The organism is Pseudomonas sp. RA_105y_Pfl2_P56, from assembly GCF_963970845.1.
In the GTDB taxonomy this organism is placed as follows: domain Bacteria; phylum Pseudomonadota; class Gammaproteobacteria; order Pseudomonadales; family Pseudomonadaceae; genus Aquipseudomonas; species Aquipseudomonas baetica_A.
In genome coordinates, this window is sequence record NZ_CAXAPL010000003.1 from 207,137 (window position 1) to 223,571 (window position 16,435).

A 16,435-nucleotide genomic window follows, 5' to 3' on the forward strand; every position below is an offset into this window, starting at 1 on the left:
GCCGGGCTTTTATTCTTCGACGAGCCAACAACCTGATTCACCCCCAATCGCTGGTGAATCGTCAATCAAGTCCTGCGTATTGCTTACTCCGAAACCACACTTGGCGAACCAAGGTTGGCCAGGCGGACGCTGTTCTGTACCTGGGCAATCTCACCCGGCGAACCGATCGGCCCCAGACGTACCCGGTGCAGGGTCTGCTGATTGCGCACGATCGAACTGATGAAGACCGGAGCGCTCACCATCCCGCTGAGCTTCGCCCTCAGGAGCTCTGCAGCGTCCGGGTTGGCGAACGCGCCCACCTGCAGATACTGGCCAGATGCTGGTGCAGAAGCGTTTTTTTTTGCATCGAGCTGAACCGGCACGACGGCCGCGGCGTGTTGCTGCACCGGCGGCGTCCATTGCTCAACGGTGCCGGCCGAGGCCGTGATCACCGGGGCGCTATTTTGCGCGACTTGCGGCTCGTTGAGCATCAAAGGTGCCGGACGCCCCTTGGCAGCCCACCATTGTTGCGGATCAATGCCTTCGACCTTGACCCGCGCGGTGCCGATTTCGGCGTACCCCAGCTTCTTGGCGGCAGCGTAGGACAAATCGATGATGCGGTCGGAGTAGAACGGGCCGCGGTCGTTGACCCGCAGAATCACGCTCTTGTTGTTGTCCAGATTGGTCACCCGAACGTAACTTGGCAGTGGCAAGGTCTTGTGGGCGGCACTCATGCCGTACAGGTCATAGACCTCGCCGTTGGCGGTGTTCTGGCCATGGAACTTGGTGCCATACCAGGACGCTGTGCCAGAAGCGACATACGACTTCGATTCTTGCAACGGGAAATAGGTTTTTCCCAGCACCGTGTAAGGGTTGGCCTTGTACGGGCCGGTGTGCAGGGTCGGCGTGGCATCCGGGATGCGCGAGACATCGACGTCCCACCAAGGCGCGCCGTCTTTGTGCGCCCGGTTGATATCCAGACCCGGCTGCGCGCGCACAGCGGTAGACGATGTCTTTTGAGTCGGTGAACGGCTGGTCGAACAACTGGCGACCAGCACCGCCAACGCAGTGAATGCCACCAGTTTCAGGGGTTTGTTGATAGGCAATGCCCGCATTACTTGACGCCCCGTGCTTTTACCAGCTGTTCAGACAGTTGATGTACGGCCATGGCGTACATCACGCTGCGGTTATAACGCGTGATCGCGTAAAAATTCTTCAGGCCCATCCAGTATTCAGGGCCGTTTTCGCCTTCGAGACGAAATGCAGTGACTGGCATGTCATCGCGCAGCGCATCATGACTCGACCAGCCCAGCGCTCGCAACTCCCCAACGGTTTTCGTCGGCTCGATACCGGTGGTCAGGCCTTCATCGACCTGTTCGCCACGTACGTCTGCACGGCTGACCACTGGCTCGCCAGCGACCCAACCGTGACGCTTGAAATAACTCGCGACGCTGCCGATCGCATCATCCGGATTGGTCCAGATATTGATGTGACCGTCACCGTCGAAATCCACCGCATAGGCGCGAAAGCTGCTCGGCATGAACTGCGGCAGGCCCATGGCGCCTGCGTAAGAGCCTTTCAGGGTCAATGGATCGACCTGCTCTTCACGCGCCAGCAGCAGGAACTCACGCAGTTCCTTGCGGAAAAATTCGGCACGGGGAGGATAGTCGAATCCGAGCGTGGACAAGGCGTCGATCACCCGGAAATTACCGGTATTACGTCCGAAAAAGGTTTCAACGCCAATGATCGACACGATGACTTGTGCCGGCACGCCGTACTCCTGTTCGGCACGGGCCAGCGTCGCCTCATGCTGACGCCAAAAGTCGACACCACGGGCGATACGTGCGTCCGTGATGAACATCGGACGGTATTCTTTCCATTGTTTGACCCGCTCGGCGGGTCGGGAGATGGCGTCGAGAATCGACTGCTTGCGCTGCGCCTCGCGAAACACACCCATCAGTTGCTCACCGGCAAAGCCGTAGTCGCGGGTCATTTCACCGACGAATTCGGCCACCTGCGGCGAGCCTTCGTATTCGCCGGCCAGCGCGTCCTGCACGCTACCGAGGATGCCTACCAGGCCAACCCACGGCGCGCATCGAGTCGCCCAGCCACGCATTACTTGCATTGAAATCTTCACCTTATTCAAACCTGCGCGATCCACTTGCGATGGGTATGGATCGACATCAAAACCCCAAACGCTGACAGCAATGTCACCAGCGAAGTTCCTCCGTAGCTAATGAACGGCAACGGCACCCCTACAACCGGTAACAGGCCACTGACCATACCGATGTTGACGAAAACGTAAACAAAAAACGTCATGGTCAATGCACCGGCGAGCAATTTGCCGAACAATGTTTGTGCCTGTGCCGTGATCACCAGCCCCCGGCCAATCAACAAAAGATAGATCAGCAGCAGCACGCAAATGCCCACCAGGCCGAACTCTTCGCCAAGTACTGCAATGATGAAGTCGGTGTGACTTTCAGGCAGGAAGTCCAGATGCGATTGGGTGCCGAGCAGCCATCCCTTGCCGAACACGCCGCCGGAACCGATCGCCGCTTTCGACTGAATGATGTTCCAGCCCGTACCGAGCGGATCGCTTTCCGGGTCAAGGAACGTCAGGATTCGTTGCTTCTGGTAGTCGTGCATGATGAAAAACCACATGGCGACCGCCACGGGTACGGCGGCGGCCAATACGCTGAGAATCCAGCGCCAGCGCAACCCGCCCATGAACAGCACGAACGCTCCGCCCGCCAGAATCAGCAGCGAAGTACCGAGGTCCGGCTGACGCACGATCAGAATGAACGGCACACCGATCAGCATCAAACTGATGCCGACATGCTTGAGTTGTGGCGGCAATGTCCGTTTCGACAGATACCAGGCTATGGTCGCCGGCATGAGGATTTTCATGAACTCGGAGGGCTGGAAGCGGATCACCCCGGGAATGTTGATCCAGCGTGTCGCGCCCATGGCGTTGTGGCCCATGATGTCCACCACCATCAGCAACACCACCCCGATCACATAGCCGAGCGGCACCCAACGGGCCATGAAGCGCGGTTCGAACTGGGCGATGACGATCATCGACACCAGACCGATGCCGAACGAAGTGGCCTGTTTGGCCAGCAGATCCCAGTTCTTGCCGCTGGCCGAATACAGCACGAACAGGCTGCCGGCGGCGAGAATCAGCAACAGGATCAACAAAGGGCCATCGATATGCAGTTTTTGCAGCAACGTCGCGCGGCGACGCATCACATCCTCGCTGGAGAGCATGCGATCAAAGTTATTCATCACGGGCCGTAGCCTCCGCACTGATTGGACTGGCGTATTCGGCCTTCAAATGTCCGTCCTGATCCAGCAACCAGGCGTCCATGACCTGACGCACGACGGGCGCGGCAACACCGGAGCCGGACTCACCGTTCTCAACCATCACCGACACGACGATTCGTGGATCGTCGGCCGGGGCGAAACCGACGAACAACGCGTGGTCGCGATGGCGCTCCTGAACCTTGGAGCGGTCGTACTTCTCGCCCTGCTTGATCGCGACCACCTGAGCGGTACCCGATTTGCCGGCGATCCGGTATTGCGCACCGATTGCCGCTTTGCGCGCGGTGCCCCGGGCACCGTGCATCACCTGCTGCATGCCGTGGTTGACCTTGTTCCAGTCCGACGGGTCACGCAGGATAATGTCCGGCATCGGGTTTTCGTCCACCGGTTTCACCCCTTCGAGGGTTTTGGCCAGGTGCGGCCGGTTCCACACGCCTTTGTTCGCTACCAGCGCCGTGGCTTGGGCCAACTGAAGCGGCGTCGCTTGCATATAGCCCTGGCCGATCCCCAGGATCAGCGTCTCGCCCGGGAACCACGCCTGCTTGCGTGTCGCCCGCTTCCACTCACGCGAAGGCATCAGGCCTGGGGATTCTTCGAACATGTCCAGCGAGACCTTCTTGCCGATGCCGAACTTGTTCATGTAAGCCGACAGCCGATCAATGCCCAGCTTATGGGCCAAGTCATAGAAGTAGGTGTCGTTGGACCGCATGATCGCTGTGTCGAGGTCGACGAAGCCGTCACCGGTGCGGTTCCAGTTGCGGTATTTGTGATCGTAGTTGGGCAGCATGTAGTAACCCGGGTCGAACACCCGGCTCGACGCCGTCACAACCCCTGAATCGAGGCCGGCAATCGCCACCGCCGGTTTGATCGTCGAGCCCGGCGGGTACAGACCGCGCAGCACGCGGTTGAACAGAGGCCGGTCAATGGAATCACGCAACTCGGCGTATGCCTTGAAGCTGATCCCGGTCACGAACAGGTTCGGGTCAAAACTCGGCTGACTGACCATCGCCAGCACTTCGCCAGTTCTCGGATCGAGCGCGACCACCGCACCGCGACGTCCGCCCAATGCCGCCTCGGCCGCTTCCTGCAACTTGATGTCCAGGCTCAGAACGATGTCCTTGCCGGGAATCGGATCGGTCCGCTTGAGCACACGCAAGACGCGGCCACGGGCGTTGGTCTCGACTTCCTCGTAACCCACCTGACCGTGTAACTCCGGCTCGTAGAAACGCTCGATGCCGGTCTTGCCGATGTGATGGGTGCCGCTGTAGTTGACCGGGTCGAGGCTTTTGAGTTCTTTCTCGTTGATCCGCCCCATGTAACCCACCGAGTGCGCAAAATGCGCGCCCTGCGGGTAGTGACGGACCAGTTGCGCAATCACTTCCACGCCCGGCAGACGGAACTGGTTCACGGCGATGCGGGCGATCTGCTCCTCCGTCAATTCGAACAGGATCGGTACCGGCTCGAACGGCCGACGCCCCTGACGCATGCGCTTCTCGAAGATCACCCGGTCTTCGGGCGTCAGCCCTAGCACTTCGACGATCACGTCGAGCACTTGCTGCCAGTCGCCGGAGCGCTCGCGGGTCATGCTCAGACTGAAGCTTGGCCGGTTGTCGGCCACCACGACGCCATTGCGGTCGAAAATCAGCCCACGCGTCGGCGGGATCGGCTGCACATGGACGCGGTTGTTCTCCGAGAGGGTCGAGTGGTACTCGTACTGGATCACCTGCAAGAAATAAAGCCGTGCGATTAGCACACAGATCAGCGCCACCACCACAACGGCCCCGAATATGACGCGGCTACGCACCAGGCGTGCGTCTTTTTCGTGGTCCTTGATGCGGATCGGCTGAGACATGAGGGCAGGCTTACTTGTGGTAAGGGTGACCGGACAGCACGGTCCAGGCACGGTACAACTGTTCGCCGATCAGAATCCGCACCAGCGGATGCGGCAGCGTCAGCGGTGACAACGACCAGCGTTGATCGGCACGAGCACAGACTTGCGGCGCCAGCCCTTCCGGGCCACCAACCATGAAATTGACCGTGCGCGAATCCAGCCGCCAACGGTCGAGTTCGACCGCCAGTTGCTCGGTACTCCAGGGTTTGCCGTGGACTTCCAGCGTGACGATCCGCTCGTTCTGCCCGACCTTGGCCAGCATGGCTTCGCCTTCCTGGCGGATGAAACGAGCCACGTCAGCATTCTTGCCACGGGTATTGAGCGGTATTTCCACCAGTTCCAGCGCCAGCTCGGACGGAAGACGCTTGGCATATTCATGCCAGCCTTCTTCCACCCACTTGGGCATGCGTGAACCGACGGCGATCAGTCGCAGTCGCACAGCGATCCCTTAGAGCTGGTCTTTGTTGAGCTTGGTGAAATGCTCGTGGGTGTTTTCCGGGCTGTGGTGTTTGGCGTCGGCCGCGCGGCTTTGCTCGGCACCGGCCCACAGGCGTTCCAGGTCGTAGAACTGACGCGCCGAGGCGGTCATCATGTGCACGATCACCAGGTCCAGGTCGAGCAGCACCCAGTCGCTGTCGCCCTTGCCTTCTTCGCCCAGCGGCTTGGCGCCCTGCTTTTTGACTTCTTCGCGAACCTTATCCAGCATCGCGTTGATCTGGCGATTGGAAGTACCGGTGGCGATGATCATGTAGTCAGTGATGCTCTGCTTGTCGCGAACATCGATGATCTGGATATCTTGCGCCTTGACGTCTTCCAGTGCAGCCACGGCCAGCTTGACCAGGTCGTCACCTTTCAGCGGCTCGTTGGTGTTGACCGGCTCTGGCAGCGGGGCGCTCTTGAATGTGCCTTTGCGCTTTACTTTGGTTTGGTCTTTGTCAGTCATATAAAACTCGTTTTGCTCATGTATTCGGCGGCTTGGCGACACGGTGATCCGTATCAGTGAAGCACGCCTTGTTCAGTTCGACGCACGGTAAAGACCGTGCGCATCGATGTAGGCCAGGACCGCGTCGGGCACCAGGAAACGTACCGACTTACCGCTGGCCAGCAGTTGACGGATCTGGGTGGCGGAAACCGCGAGCGGTGTCTGCCAGACGAATGCAATCTGTCCGCTCGGCCCTTTCAGGGCCAGCGGGTCGCTCACCGAACGCGCTGCCAGCAGGTTGCGCAAGGCATCCGGCGGTTCGCTGTCGGCGTCCGGGCGCTGTAGCACCAGGATGTGGCAATGCTGGAGCAACTCTTCCCAGCGATGCCAAGTGGGCAGGCCGCAAAATGCGTCCCAGCCCAAAAGCAGAAAAACCTGGGTCTCGGCGGCCATTTCGGCACGCATCAACTCCAGGGTATCAATGGTCCAGGACGGTTTGTCCCGCTGCAATTCGCGGGCGTCCACCACCAGCGGCGGCACTCCGGCCACCGCGCACTCGACCATCGCCAAGCGATCCTGCGCCGACACCTGCGGTGTATCGCGATGCGGCGGTCGCGCGCTCGGCGTCAGACGCAACTCATCCAGTGCCAGCGTTTCGGCCACTTCCAGCGCGCCGCGCAAATGGCCAATGTGCACCGGATCGAAGGTGCCGCCCAATATGCCAATGCGCAGTGGGCGGGGCTCGCTGCCCGATGGCGTCGCTGTCAGGTCGAGGTCGGCCAAGTCAGACCGTCGCCTGGCCGCGTAACTGGCCATCACCGACCACGATGTACTTCTCGCAGGTCAGCCCCTCAAGACCCACCGGGCCGCGGGCGTGCAGCTTATCAGTAGAAATGCCGATCTCGGCACCCAATCCGTATTCAAATCCATCGGCGAAGCAGGTCGGCGTGTTGATCATCACCGACGCCGAATCGACTTCAGCCACAAACCGCCGCGTGTCGGCGAGGTTTTCGCTGACGATCGAGTCGGTGTGATGGGAGCCGTAATGGTTGATGTGTTCAATGGCCTGATCGAGACCGTCGACCACACGGATCGACAGGATTGGCGCCAGATACTCGGTGTTCCAGTCGTCTTCACTGGCCGGCACGGCGTCGATGATCGCCCGGGTGCACTCGCAACCACGCAGTTCGACGCCTTTTTCGCGGAACTGGGCAGCCATCGATGGCAGGAAATCCTTGGCAACGGTTTGATCGACCAGCAAGGTCTCCATCGCGCCGCAAATGCCATACCGATAGGTCTTGGCGTTGAAGGCGATGCGCTGGGCTTTGTCCAGGTCGGCGTGTTCGCTGACATAGACGTGGCAGATGCCGTCCAGATGCTTGATCACCGGCACGCGAGCATCGCGACTGATGCGTTCGATCAGACCACGGCCGCCGCGCGGCACGATCACGTCGACGTACTCGGGCATGGTGATCATCGCGCCAACAGCGGCACGGTCAGTGGTTTCGACCACTTGCACCACCGCTGCCGGCAATTGCGCCTCGGCCAGACCACGCTGGATGCATGCGGCAATCGCACGGTTGGAATGAATCGCTTCGGAGCCACCGCGCAAAATGGTCGCATTACCCGATTTCAGGCACAGACTGGCGGCATCGATGGTCACGTTGGGGCGCGATTCGTAGATGATCCCGATCACGCCCAGCGGCACGCGCATCTTGCCGACCTGAATGCCCGACGGGCGAAAGCTCATGTCACGGATGGCGCCGACCGGGTCTGGCAGCGCGGCAACCTGACGCAGGCCGACGATCATGCCGTCAATGCGCGCCGGGGTGAGTTCCAGGCGCTCCAGCAATGCGGGCTCCAGACCATTGGCGCGACCGGCAGCCAGATCCTGTTCGTTGGCTGCCGCCAGCTCGGCGCGTGCGGCGTCCAAAGCATTGGCAGCAGCCTGCAGGGCGCGGTTTTTCTGCGCGGTGCTGGCACGGCCGATGACCCGGGAAGCCTCGCGGGCGGCGCGACCCAATCGGGTCATGTAGTCAAGAACGGACTCAGTCATGGTCTGCTGGGGTCTTGGCGAAGAGGAAAGCGGCAGATTATAGCTGTCGCATCCCGGGACTAACAGCGGTGACGGGCGGATGGTCGAAATGAACAGTGATTGGCCGATGTTCAGGCGTAATTAAGCCTTGGATTGTTATCATCACGACCTCCTCCGCCTGGATAAATATCGCCTGCCATGCCCAACCAGACCGTTCGCACCCGCGCCGGACACCTGCTGCAGGGACTCCCGGACGCTTTTTTCGACCGCGATGCCCAAACACTGGCCAAGGATCTGCTCGGCAAAGTCATCCGCCATCGCGTTGCTGATTTGTGGCTCAGCGCGCGCATCATCGAAACCGAAGCGTATTACTGCGCGGAAAAAGGCAGTCATGCATCGCTCGGCTACACAGAAAAGCGTAAGGCTTTGTTTCTGGATGGCGGGCACATTTATATGTATTACGCACGCGGCGGCGATTCGCTGAACTTCAGCGCGCAAGGGCCGGGCAATGCGGTGTTGATCAAGTCGGCCTATCCGTGGGTCGATGAGATCAGTGGCCCGGCGAGTCTGGCGCAGATGCTGCTGAACAACCCTGATGCTCAGGGTCAGGCGCGACCGTCGCAAAAGCTCTGCGCCGGACAGACGTTGCTGTGCAAAGCGCTGGGATTGAAGGTGCCAGTGTGGGACGCCAAGCGTTTCGATCATCAGTTGCTGCTCGTTGAGGACACGGGGCCTGCGCCCTCGCACGTTATTCAAACCACGAGATTGGGCATTCCTCATGGCCGTGACGAACACCTGATGTACCGTTTCGTCGACGCGACCTATGCGCAATGGTGCACGCGCAACCCGCTGCGACGGGGTCAGGTCGAAGGCCGGGATTATTTTGTATTGCCCTGAACACGCTCCCGCATTGAGCGGTGTGCCGTTGAAGGTTAAGCGCCCCATGGGCTATTTGAAGATTTGATGGAGTTTGTCTGTATGGGCCCATGGCTCGATAGCGTGACCGGTTGGCTGGCGGCCAATCCACAGTGGCTGGCCGCAGCGGTGTTCATTGTTGCCTTTGCCGAATGCCTGGCGATTGTCGGGCTGATCGTGCCCGGCACGGTGTTGCTGTTTGCCGTGACCGTGCTGGCCGGCAGCGGCGCGCTGTCGTTGAGCGAAACCCTGTTGCTGGGTTTCCTCGGCGGGATATTCGGTGATCTGGTTTCGTACTTCCTCGGCCGACACTTTCATCAGAACATCCGGCGACTGCCCGGACTGCGCCATCACCCGGAATGGATGGCCGGCGCCGAAACCTATTTTCAGCGCTACGGCATCGCCAGCCTGCTGGTCGGACGCTTCATCGGCCCGTTGCGGCCCATGTTGCCGATGGTCGCCGGGATGTGCGACATGCCCTTCCCGCGCTTCGCCGCCGTCAGCCTTCTGGCCGCCGCCGGCTGGAGTCTGGCCTACCTGCTGCCAGGCTGGGCCACCGGAGCAGCGATCCGCCTGCCATTGCCCGAAGGGTTCTGGCTTGAGGCCGGGATTGTCGCCGGCTGTATCGCAGCCGTGGTCGGCCTCAGTGTGAACAGCAGCCTGCGCCGGCATCGCCGCGCAACGATCTGGATCAGCAGCATGAACCTGTTGATTCTGATCGGCCTGTTCATCGGCTATCCGCACCTGACAGCCCTCGACCAAGGCGTGATGACGCTGGTGCAGGAGCATCGTCAACCCGTGCTGGATGAAGTCGCGGTCACGCTCACCCTGATCGGCGAGTTCCGCAACATGCTGATGTTCAGCATCCTGCTGACCGTCCTGCTGTTGCTTTGTCGGCAGTGGCGTCAGGCGATTTTCGTCGGCAGCACCCTTCTCTGCACCGCCCTGGCCAACACCGCGACCAAACAGTTTTTCGCCCGGGTACGCCCGGACGTGCTGACCGACCCGCTTACCAGTTACAGCATGCCCAGCGGCCACGCCTCGGGATCGTTCGCCTTGTTCCTGGCTCTGGCCGTCCTCGCCGGACGCGGGCAGCCGTCACGCATGCGCCTGACGTGGCTGATGATCGCCTGCATTCCGGCCTTGGCAATTGCTCTGTCGCGCGTCTATCTGGGAGCGCACTGGCCGACGGATATTCTCGCCGGCGCCATGCTGGCCGCTGGCGTGTGTGCGGCGAGCCTGTGGCTGAGCCAACGCAAATTACCGCTCAATGCAATGCCGGTAAAAGTCTGGTGGCTGATTCTGCCGGCCATGGTGACACTGTTCGGTTTTTTCGTACTGCGTCATTTGCCACATACACTGTTGCGCTACGCCTACTAATAAATCGATTTACAACTATCACGCCCTCCGCACTGCTCTTTAAGGAAACTTCCGACGAGAGCAGTGTTATCCCCCTACTCCAACTTACCGACGCCAAGTAAATATTCTTGATTCACAGCGCAAGAACAGCGTCATACTTCGAATCCAACAATCAAAGTTACATATTTTGCTTGAGAGCAAGGCCGTGGCGCCTTTCATATCTGTGGAATTCAGTTAAATTCGACTCAGCAACTTATTCACCAACAACCACCCGCATTTTTTATCAATAAAAACGACACGATATTTTCATATATCCAGTACTGAGTAGTTCATGAGTCCGAAGTTACCTCGAAAACCCCCAACATCAAACGTAAAAGCGCCAGATCCAATGACGCCTGCATCACAACGCCCCGACGTAATTTTCGATCCTTTTGTACCCTATAGAGCCGGGCTCACTGATTCACCGAATCCTACGAATTCATCTATAAAACCTGTCACAGGCACCGATCTTTCCCGGCAGCCTGCTGTTGAAGTCACTCCCGCGCCGCGGCAAGGCTTTGCCCCCCGCAAAAACGACGGCTCCGTGAGTGACTACTGGCTTTCAGAAAATTTTCTGCGCGGCATGAAACCCGCGGATGCAGAAGGTTTTCGCTGGGTCGTCGGGCGCAGGTTTGTCGACGTGGAATACGAGGGCACTTTGCAAACCATGCATGTCGCCCTTGACGAGTTCGGTAACTATCGCGGCAAGTTTCTGACAGAGCGAACACCGTCGGGTCCCCTCCTCTATAAAAACGACGGACTCCCCACCTGGCGGCTGACACAACAGGTCAGCGAACGTCCCGTGGTCAGCCCTGAGCGTCAGACGCAAAACATCGCCTTACCCAAAAGGCCCGCTCCGCCAATCAGCGAGCGGCCTGATCTGATGTCCACCGCCAAAAGACCTCGCCCACTCGACACACCCACATACATTGATCAAAGCCGATACTCGCCAACAGGACGCTCTCCGGATTCGCAGGGTTATTACGAACTAAGGCCCGTCTTCGGTTCGAAGGACTCCAACATGCTTTTTGCATTCAGGGATCAGTTCGCCAATTGGGTTCAGGTCGACCCGCCCGCCAACGGTTTCGGCTCACACCCCACGCACTTGAAGCAATGGACCGATCACCAGCTATGGGAGGTCTACGGGATTGAAGGTCAGGACATCGTGCGTTTCAGGGCTCAAGTCCAGTCCAGCGGAAGACCTGCGCAATGGGCCGAGCCTCGCCCTGCCAAAAACCCGGTGACAGACTTACTGCGCAACGGCCTGCGCTGGATGCTGCCGGACTCGAACCTCACGCAACGCGAGACGTTCCTGCAATCGTTCAACCTGCTGCCGAGCCAATTGATCCGTTTGCAGCGACACCTGCAGACCGAGCTGACAATGCCCCAATGGGCGCTGGCGCACAAACGCCTGACCGAAGACATCAACAATCCCCAACGACTCGATCAACTGAGCCGCGATGCCGTCGAGGAGTTGAATCTCAAACGCAACGCACGTCACGACTGGTACAACCCCGAGACCAGCATGACATTCGAACTGCGCGAAGCACTCTTGAGCAAAATGGGTTATCTGCGCAACAAGTACAACTGCCTGTACCGGACCGACATTCCAGCGCTCTTTCGGGGCGACGAGCGTACGCCGTTCGAACTGGCCAATGACGACACCATGCTGCCTCGTTACCACCACGAACCCGGCGCTACGACTCACAAGCCGATGAGCGCGACCTTCAGCCTGAAAGAAGGCCAGATGTACGCCAGCGCGCCCGATCCCGAGTACTTGCAGTTCAACAGCCAGACCAACAAGTACCCGGGACGGGACGCCGACGCCAGCGACTCGGACAGTCATGCCAGTGACGCCAGCGACATAGAAAACGCCGACTCGTCAGACTGGTCCGAGGCCGATAGCCCGATTGCCTGGGATTACGAGCGCGATTACGAGCCCATCCGAACGCGGCAAAAGGAAATGTTTCTGTATGCCCTGGACACCCGCAATCTGGAAGTTGTCCCGCATGAAGAAAATTACCTGTTCAACTCCGCGGCCCGCCTGACGCCTCCGACCTGGTTTCCTTCCGACGATTTCGAGGGTTTGATTTCGGTCACCAGAAGCGGGCTTGAGGCAGACCGTATCTGGCTGTTGAACTCGACACTGACCAAGGGCGCCAAGGTCGAGGACATCACGCTACAAGCAGGTACACATGCCGAGCGCATCGAAGCGGCCACCCATGCGGGTCACCGCAATTACCCGGAATATGACCAACTGATCGACAAGGTCGAGGCGGCTGGCCTGCCGATACTTAGACTGTCGGGCAACAAAAACGAGTTCGGTCATGACATCACCTGGCCCGGAGTCACGGGCACCTGACAAATAATCAGTCATGCAAGTTCAGCGGCACACCGGTACGGAAACCGGACGTCATCGCTTCATCATTAAAGGATTAATACGTGTCAAAAATCATCGCTCCACCCCTGCACATTTCAAACGTCCAACCCATTGAGGTGACGCCCATCGATGCCTCGGCCAATCTCCATGCGCCACCGGCCGGCCGGGTGGACAGCGCAGCAACACTGGCAGGCACTGCACCGATATCCGACGCCGACGCCGACGCCGACGCACCCTATCGACGCACCCTCAAGTCCCTCGACAAACACTTCGGCCCACTGCGCATCGGTGAAGTGCTGACCAGTCGCGTCGAGCTCCAGGCCTTGGGGGCGACGGTCAATGGCCAGCCCATCAGTCCCGCGAACGCCGGTATGCCGATACCTGATCAAACCTTTCTGGACGGACTCAACTTCCACTCGGCGTCCGTCGAGAGCCGATTGAAGTCAGTCGATATTCCAGACAGCGGCGTGGTGGCGATGCTTTTCTATGAAATTGCCTGCAAGCGCTCGCCCGATGCCATGCCGTTGTTCGTCAGCGATACGCCGCTGGCCTCCGGCAGTGCAATGGAGCAACTCAATCGATTGGGTCAGGCCGCGCAGAAACTGGATATCCACCGGGCCGATTCGTTTGACAACGCTCCTGGCTGGGTCAACGGGAGGGCAAGCTACCTGATGAATGGATTCGGCGTCGGCCTGCAAGCATTCGGCGTCTACAGCGGATTCATGGGGGTACTGGACGGGATCAAGAAAGGTGACGCAGGGGAAGCGATATTCCAGGGCGCGTCGATCGCCGCAGAGTTCGGCTCACTGATCATCGAACAGGGGTTTAACAAGGGTGGCGAAGCGATGCTCAGACACGGCTCGACCACCTTCAAGCTTTTTCCTGGCACCTCGGCAGGCAAATTCCTGAGTCGAGGTGCCGGACTGTTTGCCAGTGCGATCACCTTGCCCTTCGACATCATCGATGCCGTCAAATCCTTCAATGCGGCGGCACAAGCCGAAGGCAAGGAAGCGCAGGATCATTACGTCAACGCGAGTGTGAGTGTAGCGGGCGCAGGTATCAGCCTGGTGCTGGGCGTGGCGGCGATCGCGGGGTTCGGCAGTACCGCCGGGCCTGTCGGCCTCGTTGCCGCAGCGGTGCTTATATTCGGCTCGATGATTTACTCGGCGGCCCGAGTCGTGGACGACATCGATGACTACATCGAGCTGAGCACCCTCGAACGCTTGCGCTCCGGCTGGTTCGCCTTTACCGGCAAGGATCTGGACAAGGAAGTCATGGATCGCTTCAAGCTCTCCAAAGGTTATCGTGACCACCAGGCACAACTGGAGATGTCAGCCAAAGAGCTGCTCGACGGCGCCTACAAAAACGCCATCGAACACATCGTCGACGGCGCTTTCAAAACTGAATTGAAGACAGTGGAACTCTGGCGCTATCAGTGGGACGAAAGCGCCGGCGAAAAACCGTTCAAACTCGACAGTCAGGCCGTCATCGTTGGCGCAGACGACGTGATTGATGCCAGCAACGGTCTGCCTGAGGATCTGAAAGGCAAAGTCAGCGGCACTGCTGGCGATGACAAAGGGGTTTTCTGGCGCCTCGGTGACGGCAATGACCGGGTCATCGGCGTCAAGGCCAAACCCAACCTGTTTGCCTATCGCGAGGGTCACAAGGCGCTGACCGGGGGCGACAAGAATGACGCGTTTTACCAGGCGGTCACCGAACAGGAACTTGATCGTCTGACCAAACCGCCTCATATCAGCGTGCTGGATGGCGGCGCAGGCTCTGACACCCTGGTCTTCGAGGGCAGCCGTCCGCTCAGTGATACCCGCCACGTCGGCCACGACATCGACCTGCAAAGCGGCCAGATGAAATTGCGCAGACTCGACGCGGCAGTCGATGCCGTCGAAGTCGCGCATCTCACCTCGATCGAGAACGTCTCGACCTTGCGCAAAGGCACAAGCCACGTCACCGGAAACGACGACGCCAATCGAGTGGCGGCCAACGGTTACGACCGCATCAGCACTGGCGGCGGAAACGACAGAATTGACATCTTTGGCCCCGATTGTCATGTCGATGGCGGCAGCGGCGCCGATCACTATTACATCGCCGACACCAACGCCCGAACGACAATTGTCGAGGATGGCGAACAATCGAGCGTCATCGAATTGGGCTGGCCAAGAGAAATCATTCAGCGCTGGGAGATCGTCGGAACCTCGCTGATCGTCAGTTCGTTGCGCGACAGGGATGGAAGAGATCCCCTGCACGTATTGACCATTAAAGACCTCTACGAATCGATCGACGGACAGCGCCAGTTGAAAAATGGACGGTGGCTGTTCAAAACCCAGGACGGGTATGAACTGTTGCCGCTCCTGCCCCAGCAATTAGGTGAATCGTTGAGCCAAGCGATTGAAGTCGCGCAGACCGTCAAGGGCCGACCGGCTCCCGATGCCGATATTGTCAATCACGGTACTGTCGTGATCACGGAGCAGGGTTCAAAGCGGCATTTTGTGTCACGCGCAGACGGCAGGGTCGAGTTTCTAGCCGCGCGTCACACACCGCACACCTCCCGAGAGGTTTATCTCGACTTCAAGGATTCGGAAATTGTCGAAGTGGTCGTCAGTTATGACGTCGAAACGCGTAAAGGCGTCTCGGGCAACACCCACTTGATCTACAAGGACATCAACCTCTCGATTTTGCTGCCATCAAAAGTGGTGGTGTTCAAAGGGATTATTCAGCCCATTACCGCCGCCACCGGCTACAGCGGCAGAAACAGTCTGAAAGTCACGACGCCGCGCCTGGTGCAAGACATTGCCGTGATCCTGCAAGACCAGGTGTCGTATCGACTTCAAGTTCCCTCACTGAACTACGAAGATGATGCCAGAAATCCCGGCAACAGGATTTACACCACCCGCAGTTGCCTGAAGCGCCGCAATGGCAACTATCTGTGTATCCAGCCACGACTCGCAAAGGCCATTGCGCTGCCCCCGGCCCCCAGAAAGATTGTCATCGAACCCCGGCCCCACACCGGCATCTATCTGCTGCAAGGCCAGAGCTCAAGTTACGATGTCTACCTGGCCAGCAACTCGATCATTCGCCTGTCCACCCCGCAAGCAGCGGCTGGAACGGCCGACGCCTCGACCTGGACCCTCTACAGCGAAACATTGACGGAAACGGTCACACGCGACGATATACGACTGGACTCCAATCGCTTGCGCGTCGGCAGTTGCGTCATCGAACTGCCAGGCATCGAAGGCGACATTGCGGTGGAGTCGATCAGCGTAGCGACTTCATCCGGCAATATTTATGAAGTGTCACTTCTGTTTGAAGTCATCCAGCTCTACGTCATCGACGCCCGACACTATTCCAGTATTGAAGCACTGCAAGCCGATATCCGTGCGCATCAACAGCGCAACGAACTGGCCGTAAAAGTTCATATAACCAACATCGGCTTCAAAACGGGAACCATCGGCACTGTGTACTACAGCTCGTTGAGGAACGGCTGGGGCGTGGATACTGATCCGCATCAGCCAATCAAACCCGAAGAGCTGACAATCGCGCCGATCGGCCAGGCCTGACCGCTCTCTTCTCACACTCAAG

General features: G+C 59.1%; 12 protein-coding genes. 4 read left to right on the forward strand and 8 right to left on the reverse strand.

Going from position 1 to position 16,435, the window contains the following annotated elements:
• Positions 1–83 precede the first annotated feature (83 nt).
• The 8 genes from AACY11_RS03885 to AACY11_RS03920 all read right to left on the reverse strand — a co-directional run bounded on the left by AACY11_RS03885 (position 84) and on the right by AACY11_RS03920 (position 8,169).
• Positions 84–1,094, reverse strand: a complete 1,011-nt coding sequence (locus AACY11_RS03885; RefSeq protein ID WP_339431350.1) for a septal ring lytic transglycosylase RlpA family protein — start codon at positions 1,092–1,094, stop codon at positions 84–86.
• The gene (gene mltB / locus AACY11_RS03890) at positions 1,094–2,104 is read right to left on the reverse strand and encodes a lytic murein transglycosylase B (protein WP_339464725.1); all 1,011 of its coding nucleotides are present in this window, start codon (positions 2,102–2,104) and stop codon (positions 1,094–1,096) included. The genes AACY11_RS03885 and mltB overlap by 1 nt, the downstream gene beginning before the upstream one ends.
• A 17-nt stretch (positions 2,105–2,121) precedes the next feature.
• A complete protein-coding gene (gene rodA, locus AACY11_RS03895) occupies positions 2,122–3,225 on the reverse strand; it encodes a rod shape-determining protein RodA (protein WP_221730279.1) in 1,104 nt (367 codons plus the stop codon).
• A 31-nt stretch (positions 3,226–3,256) separates the two neighbouring features.
• The gene (gene mrdA, locus AACY11_RS03900; protein WP_339431348.1) at positions 3,257–5,152 is read right to left on the reverse strand and encodes a penicillin-binding protein 2; all 1,896 of its coding nucleotides are present in this window, start codon (positions 5,150–5,152) and stop codon (positions 3,257–3,259) included.
• Between the two features lie 10 nt (positions 5,153–5,162).
• Entirely contained in the window at positions 5,163–5,630 is a 468-nt protein-coding gene (rlmH, locus tag AACY11_RS03905; RefSeq protein ID WP_339431347.1) for a 23S rRNA (pseudouridine(1915)-N(3))-methyltransferase RlmH, read from the reverse strand.
• Between the two features lie 9 nt (positions 5,631–5,639).
• Positions 5,640–6,134 (reverse strand): ribosome silencing factor, encoded by a 495-nt coding sequence (gene rsfS, locus AACY11_RS03910; protein ID WP_187678819.1) that lies wholly within the window; start codon positions 6,132–6,134, stop codon positions 5,640–5,642.
• A gap of 72 nt (positions 6,135–6,206) precedes the next feature.
• Positions 6,207–6,929, reverse strand: coding sequence for a nicotinate-nucleotide adenylyltransferase (gene nadD / locus AACY11_RS03915; protein ID WP_339431346.1), 723 nt, complete (start codon positions 6,927–6,929; stop codon positions 6,207–6,209).
• Complete coding sequence (locus AACY11_RS03920; RefSeq protein WP_339431345.1) at positions 6,898–8,169, reverse strand: glutamate-5-semialdehyde dehydrogenase; 1,272 nt, start codon at positions 8,167–8,169, stop codon at positions 6,898–6,900. The genes nadD and AACY11_RS03920 overlap by 32 nt, the downstream gene beginning before the upstream one ends.
• A 177-nt stretch (positions 8,170–8,346) precedes the next feature.
• On the opposite strand from AACY11_RS03920, the gene AACY11_RS03925 reads away from it, so the two are divergent.
• The 4 genes from AACY11_RS03925 (at position 8,347) to AACY11_RS03940 (ending at position 16,413) form a co-directional block, all read left to right on the forward strand.
• On the forward strand, positions 8,347–9,045 hold the full coding sequence (locus AACY11_RS03925) for a DNA-3-methyladenine glycosylase (RefSeq protein WP_339464726.1): 699 nt from the start codon (positions 8,347–8,349) through the stop codon (positions 9,043–9,045).
• A gap of 81 nt (positions 9,046–9,126) precedes the next feature.
• Positions 9,127–10,443, forward strand: a complete 1,317-nt coding sequence (locus AACY11_RS03930; RefSeq protein ID WP_339464727.1) for a bifunctional DedA family/phosphatase PAP2 family protein — start codon at positions 9,127–9,129, stop codon at positions 10,441–10,443.
• 1,039 nt (positions 10,444–11,482) lie between these two features.
• Positions 11,483–12,823, forward strand: coding sequence for a hypothetical protein (locus tag AACY11_RS03935; RefSeq protein ID WP_339493910.1), 1,341 nt, complete (start codon positions 11,483–11,485; stop codon positions 12,821–12,823).
• A gap of 80 nt (positions 12,824–12,903) precedes the next feature.
• Positions 12,904–16,413: a calcium-binding protein gene (locus tag AACY11_RS03940; protein WP_339493912.1), complete on the forward strand. Its 3,510-nt coding sequence runs from the start codon at positions 12,904–12,906 to the stop codon at positions 16,411–16,413.
• The last annotated feature ends 22 nt before the right edge of the window (positions 16,414–16,435 follow it).

Excerpts from the sequence above, each read along its gene's own strand:
- AACY11_RS03885 (WP_339431350.1), bottom strand. The coding sequence starts at position 1,094 with ATGCGGGCATTGCCTATCAACAAACCCCTGAAACTGGTGGCATTCACT.
- rsfS (WP_187678819.1), bottom strand. The coding sequence starts at position 6,134 with ATGACTGACAAAGACCAAACCAAAGTAAAGCGCAAAGGCACATTCAAG.
- AACY11_RS03935 (WP_339493910.1), top strand. The coding sequence starts at position 11,483 with ATGCTTTTTGCATTCAGGGATCAGTTCGCCAATTGGGTTCAGGTCGAC.
- mltB (WP_339464725.1), bottom strand. The coding sequence starts at position 2,104 with ATGCAAGTAATGCGTGGCTGGGCGACTCGATGCGCGCCGTGGGTTGGC.
- AACY11_RS03925 (WP_339464726.1), top strand. The coding sequence starts at position 8,347 with ATGCCCAACCAGACCGTTCGCACCCGCGCCGGACACCTGCTGCAGGGA.
- AACY11_RS03920 (WP_339431345.1), bottom strand. The coding sequence starts at position 8,169 with ATGACTGAGTCCGTTCTTGACTACATGACCCGATTGGGTCGCGCCGCC.
- nadD (WP_339431346.1), bottom strand. The coding sequence starts at position 6,929 with ATGGCCAGTTACGCGGCCAGGCGACGGTCTGACTTGGCCGACCTCGAC.
- AACY11_RS03930 (WP_339464727.1), top strand. The coding sequence starts at position 9,127 with ATGGGCCCATGGCTCGATAGCGTGACCGGTTGGCTGGCGGCCAATCCA.
- mrdA (WP_339431348.1), bottom strand. The coding sequence starts at position 5,152 with ATGTCTCAGCCGATCCGCATCAAGGACCACGAAAAAGACGCACGCCTG.
- rodA (WP_221730279.1), bottom strand. The coding sequence starts at position 3,225 with ATGCGTCGCCGCGCGACGTTGCTGCAAAAACTGCATATCGATGGCCCT.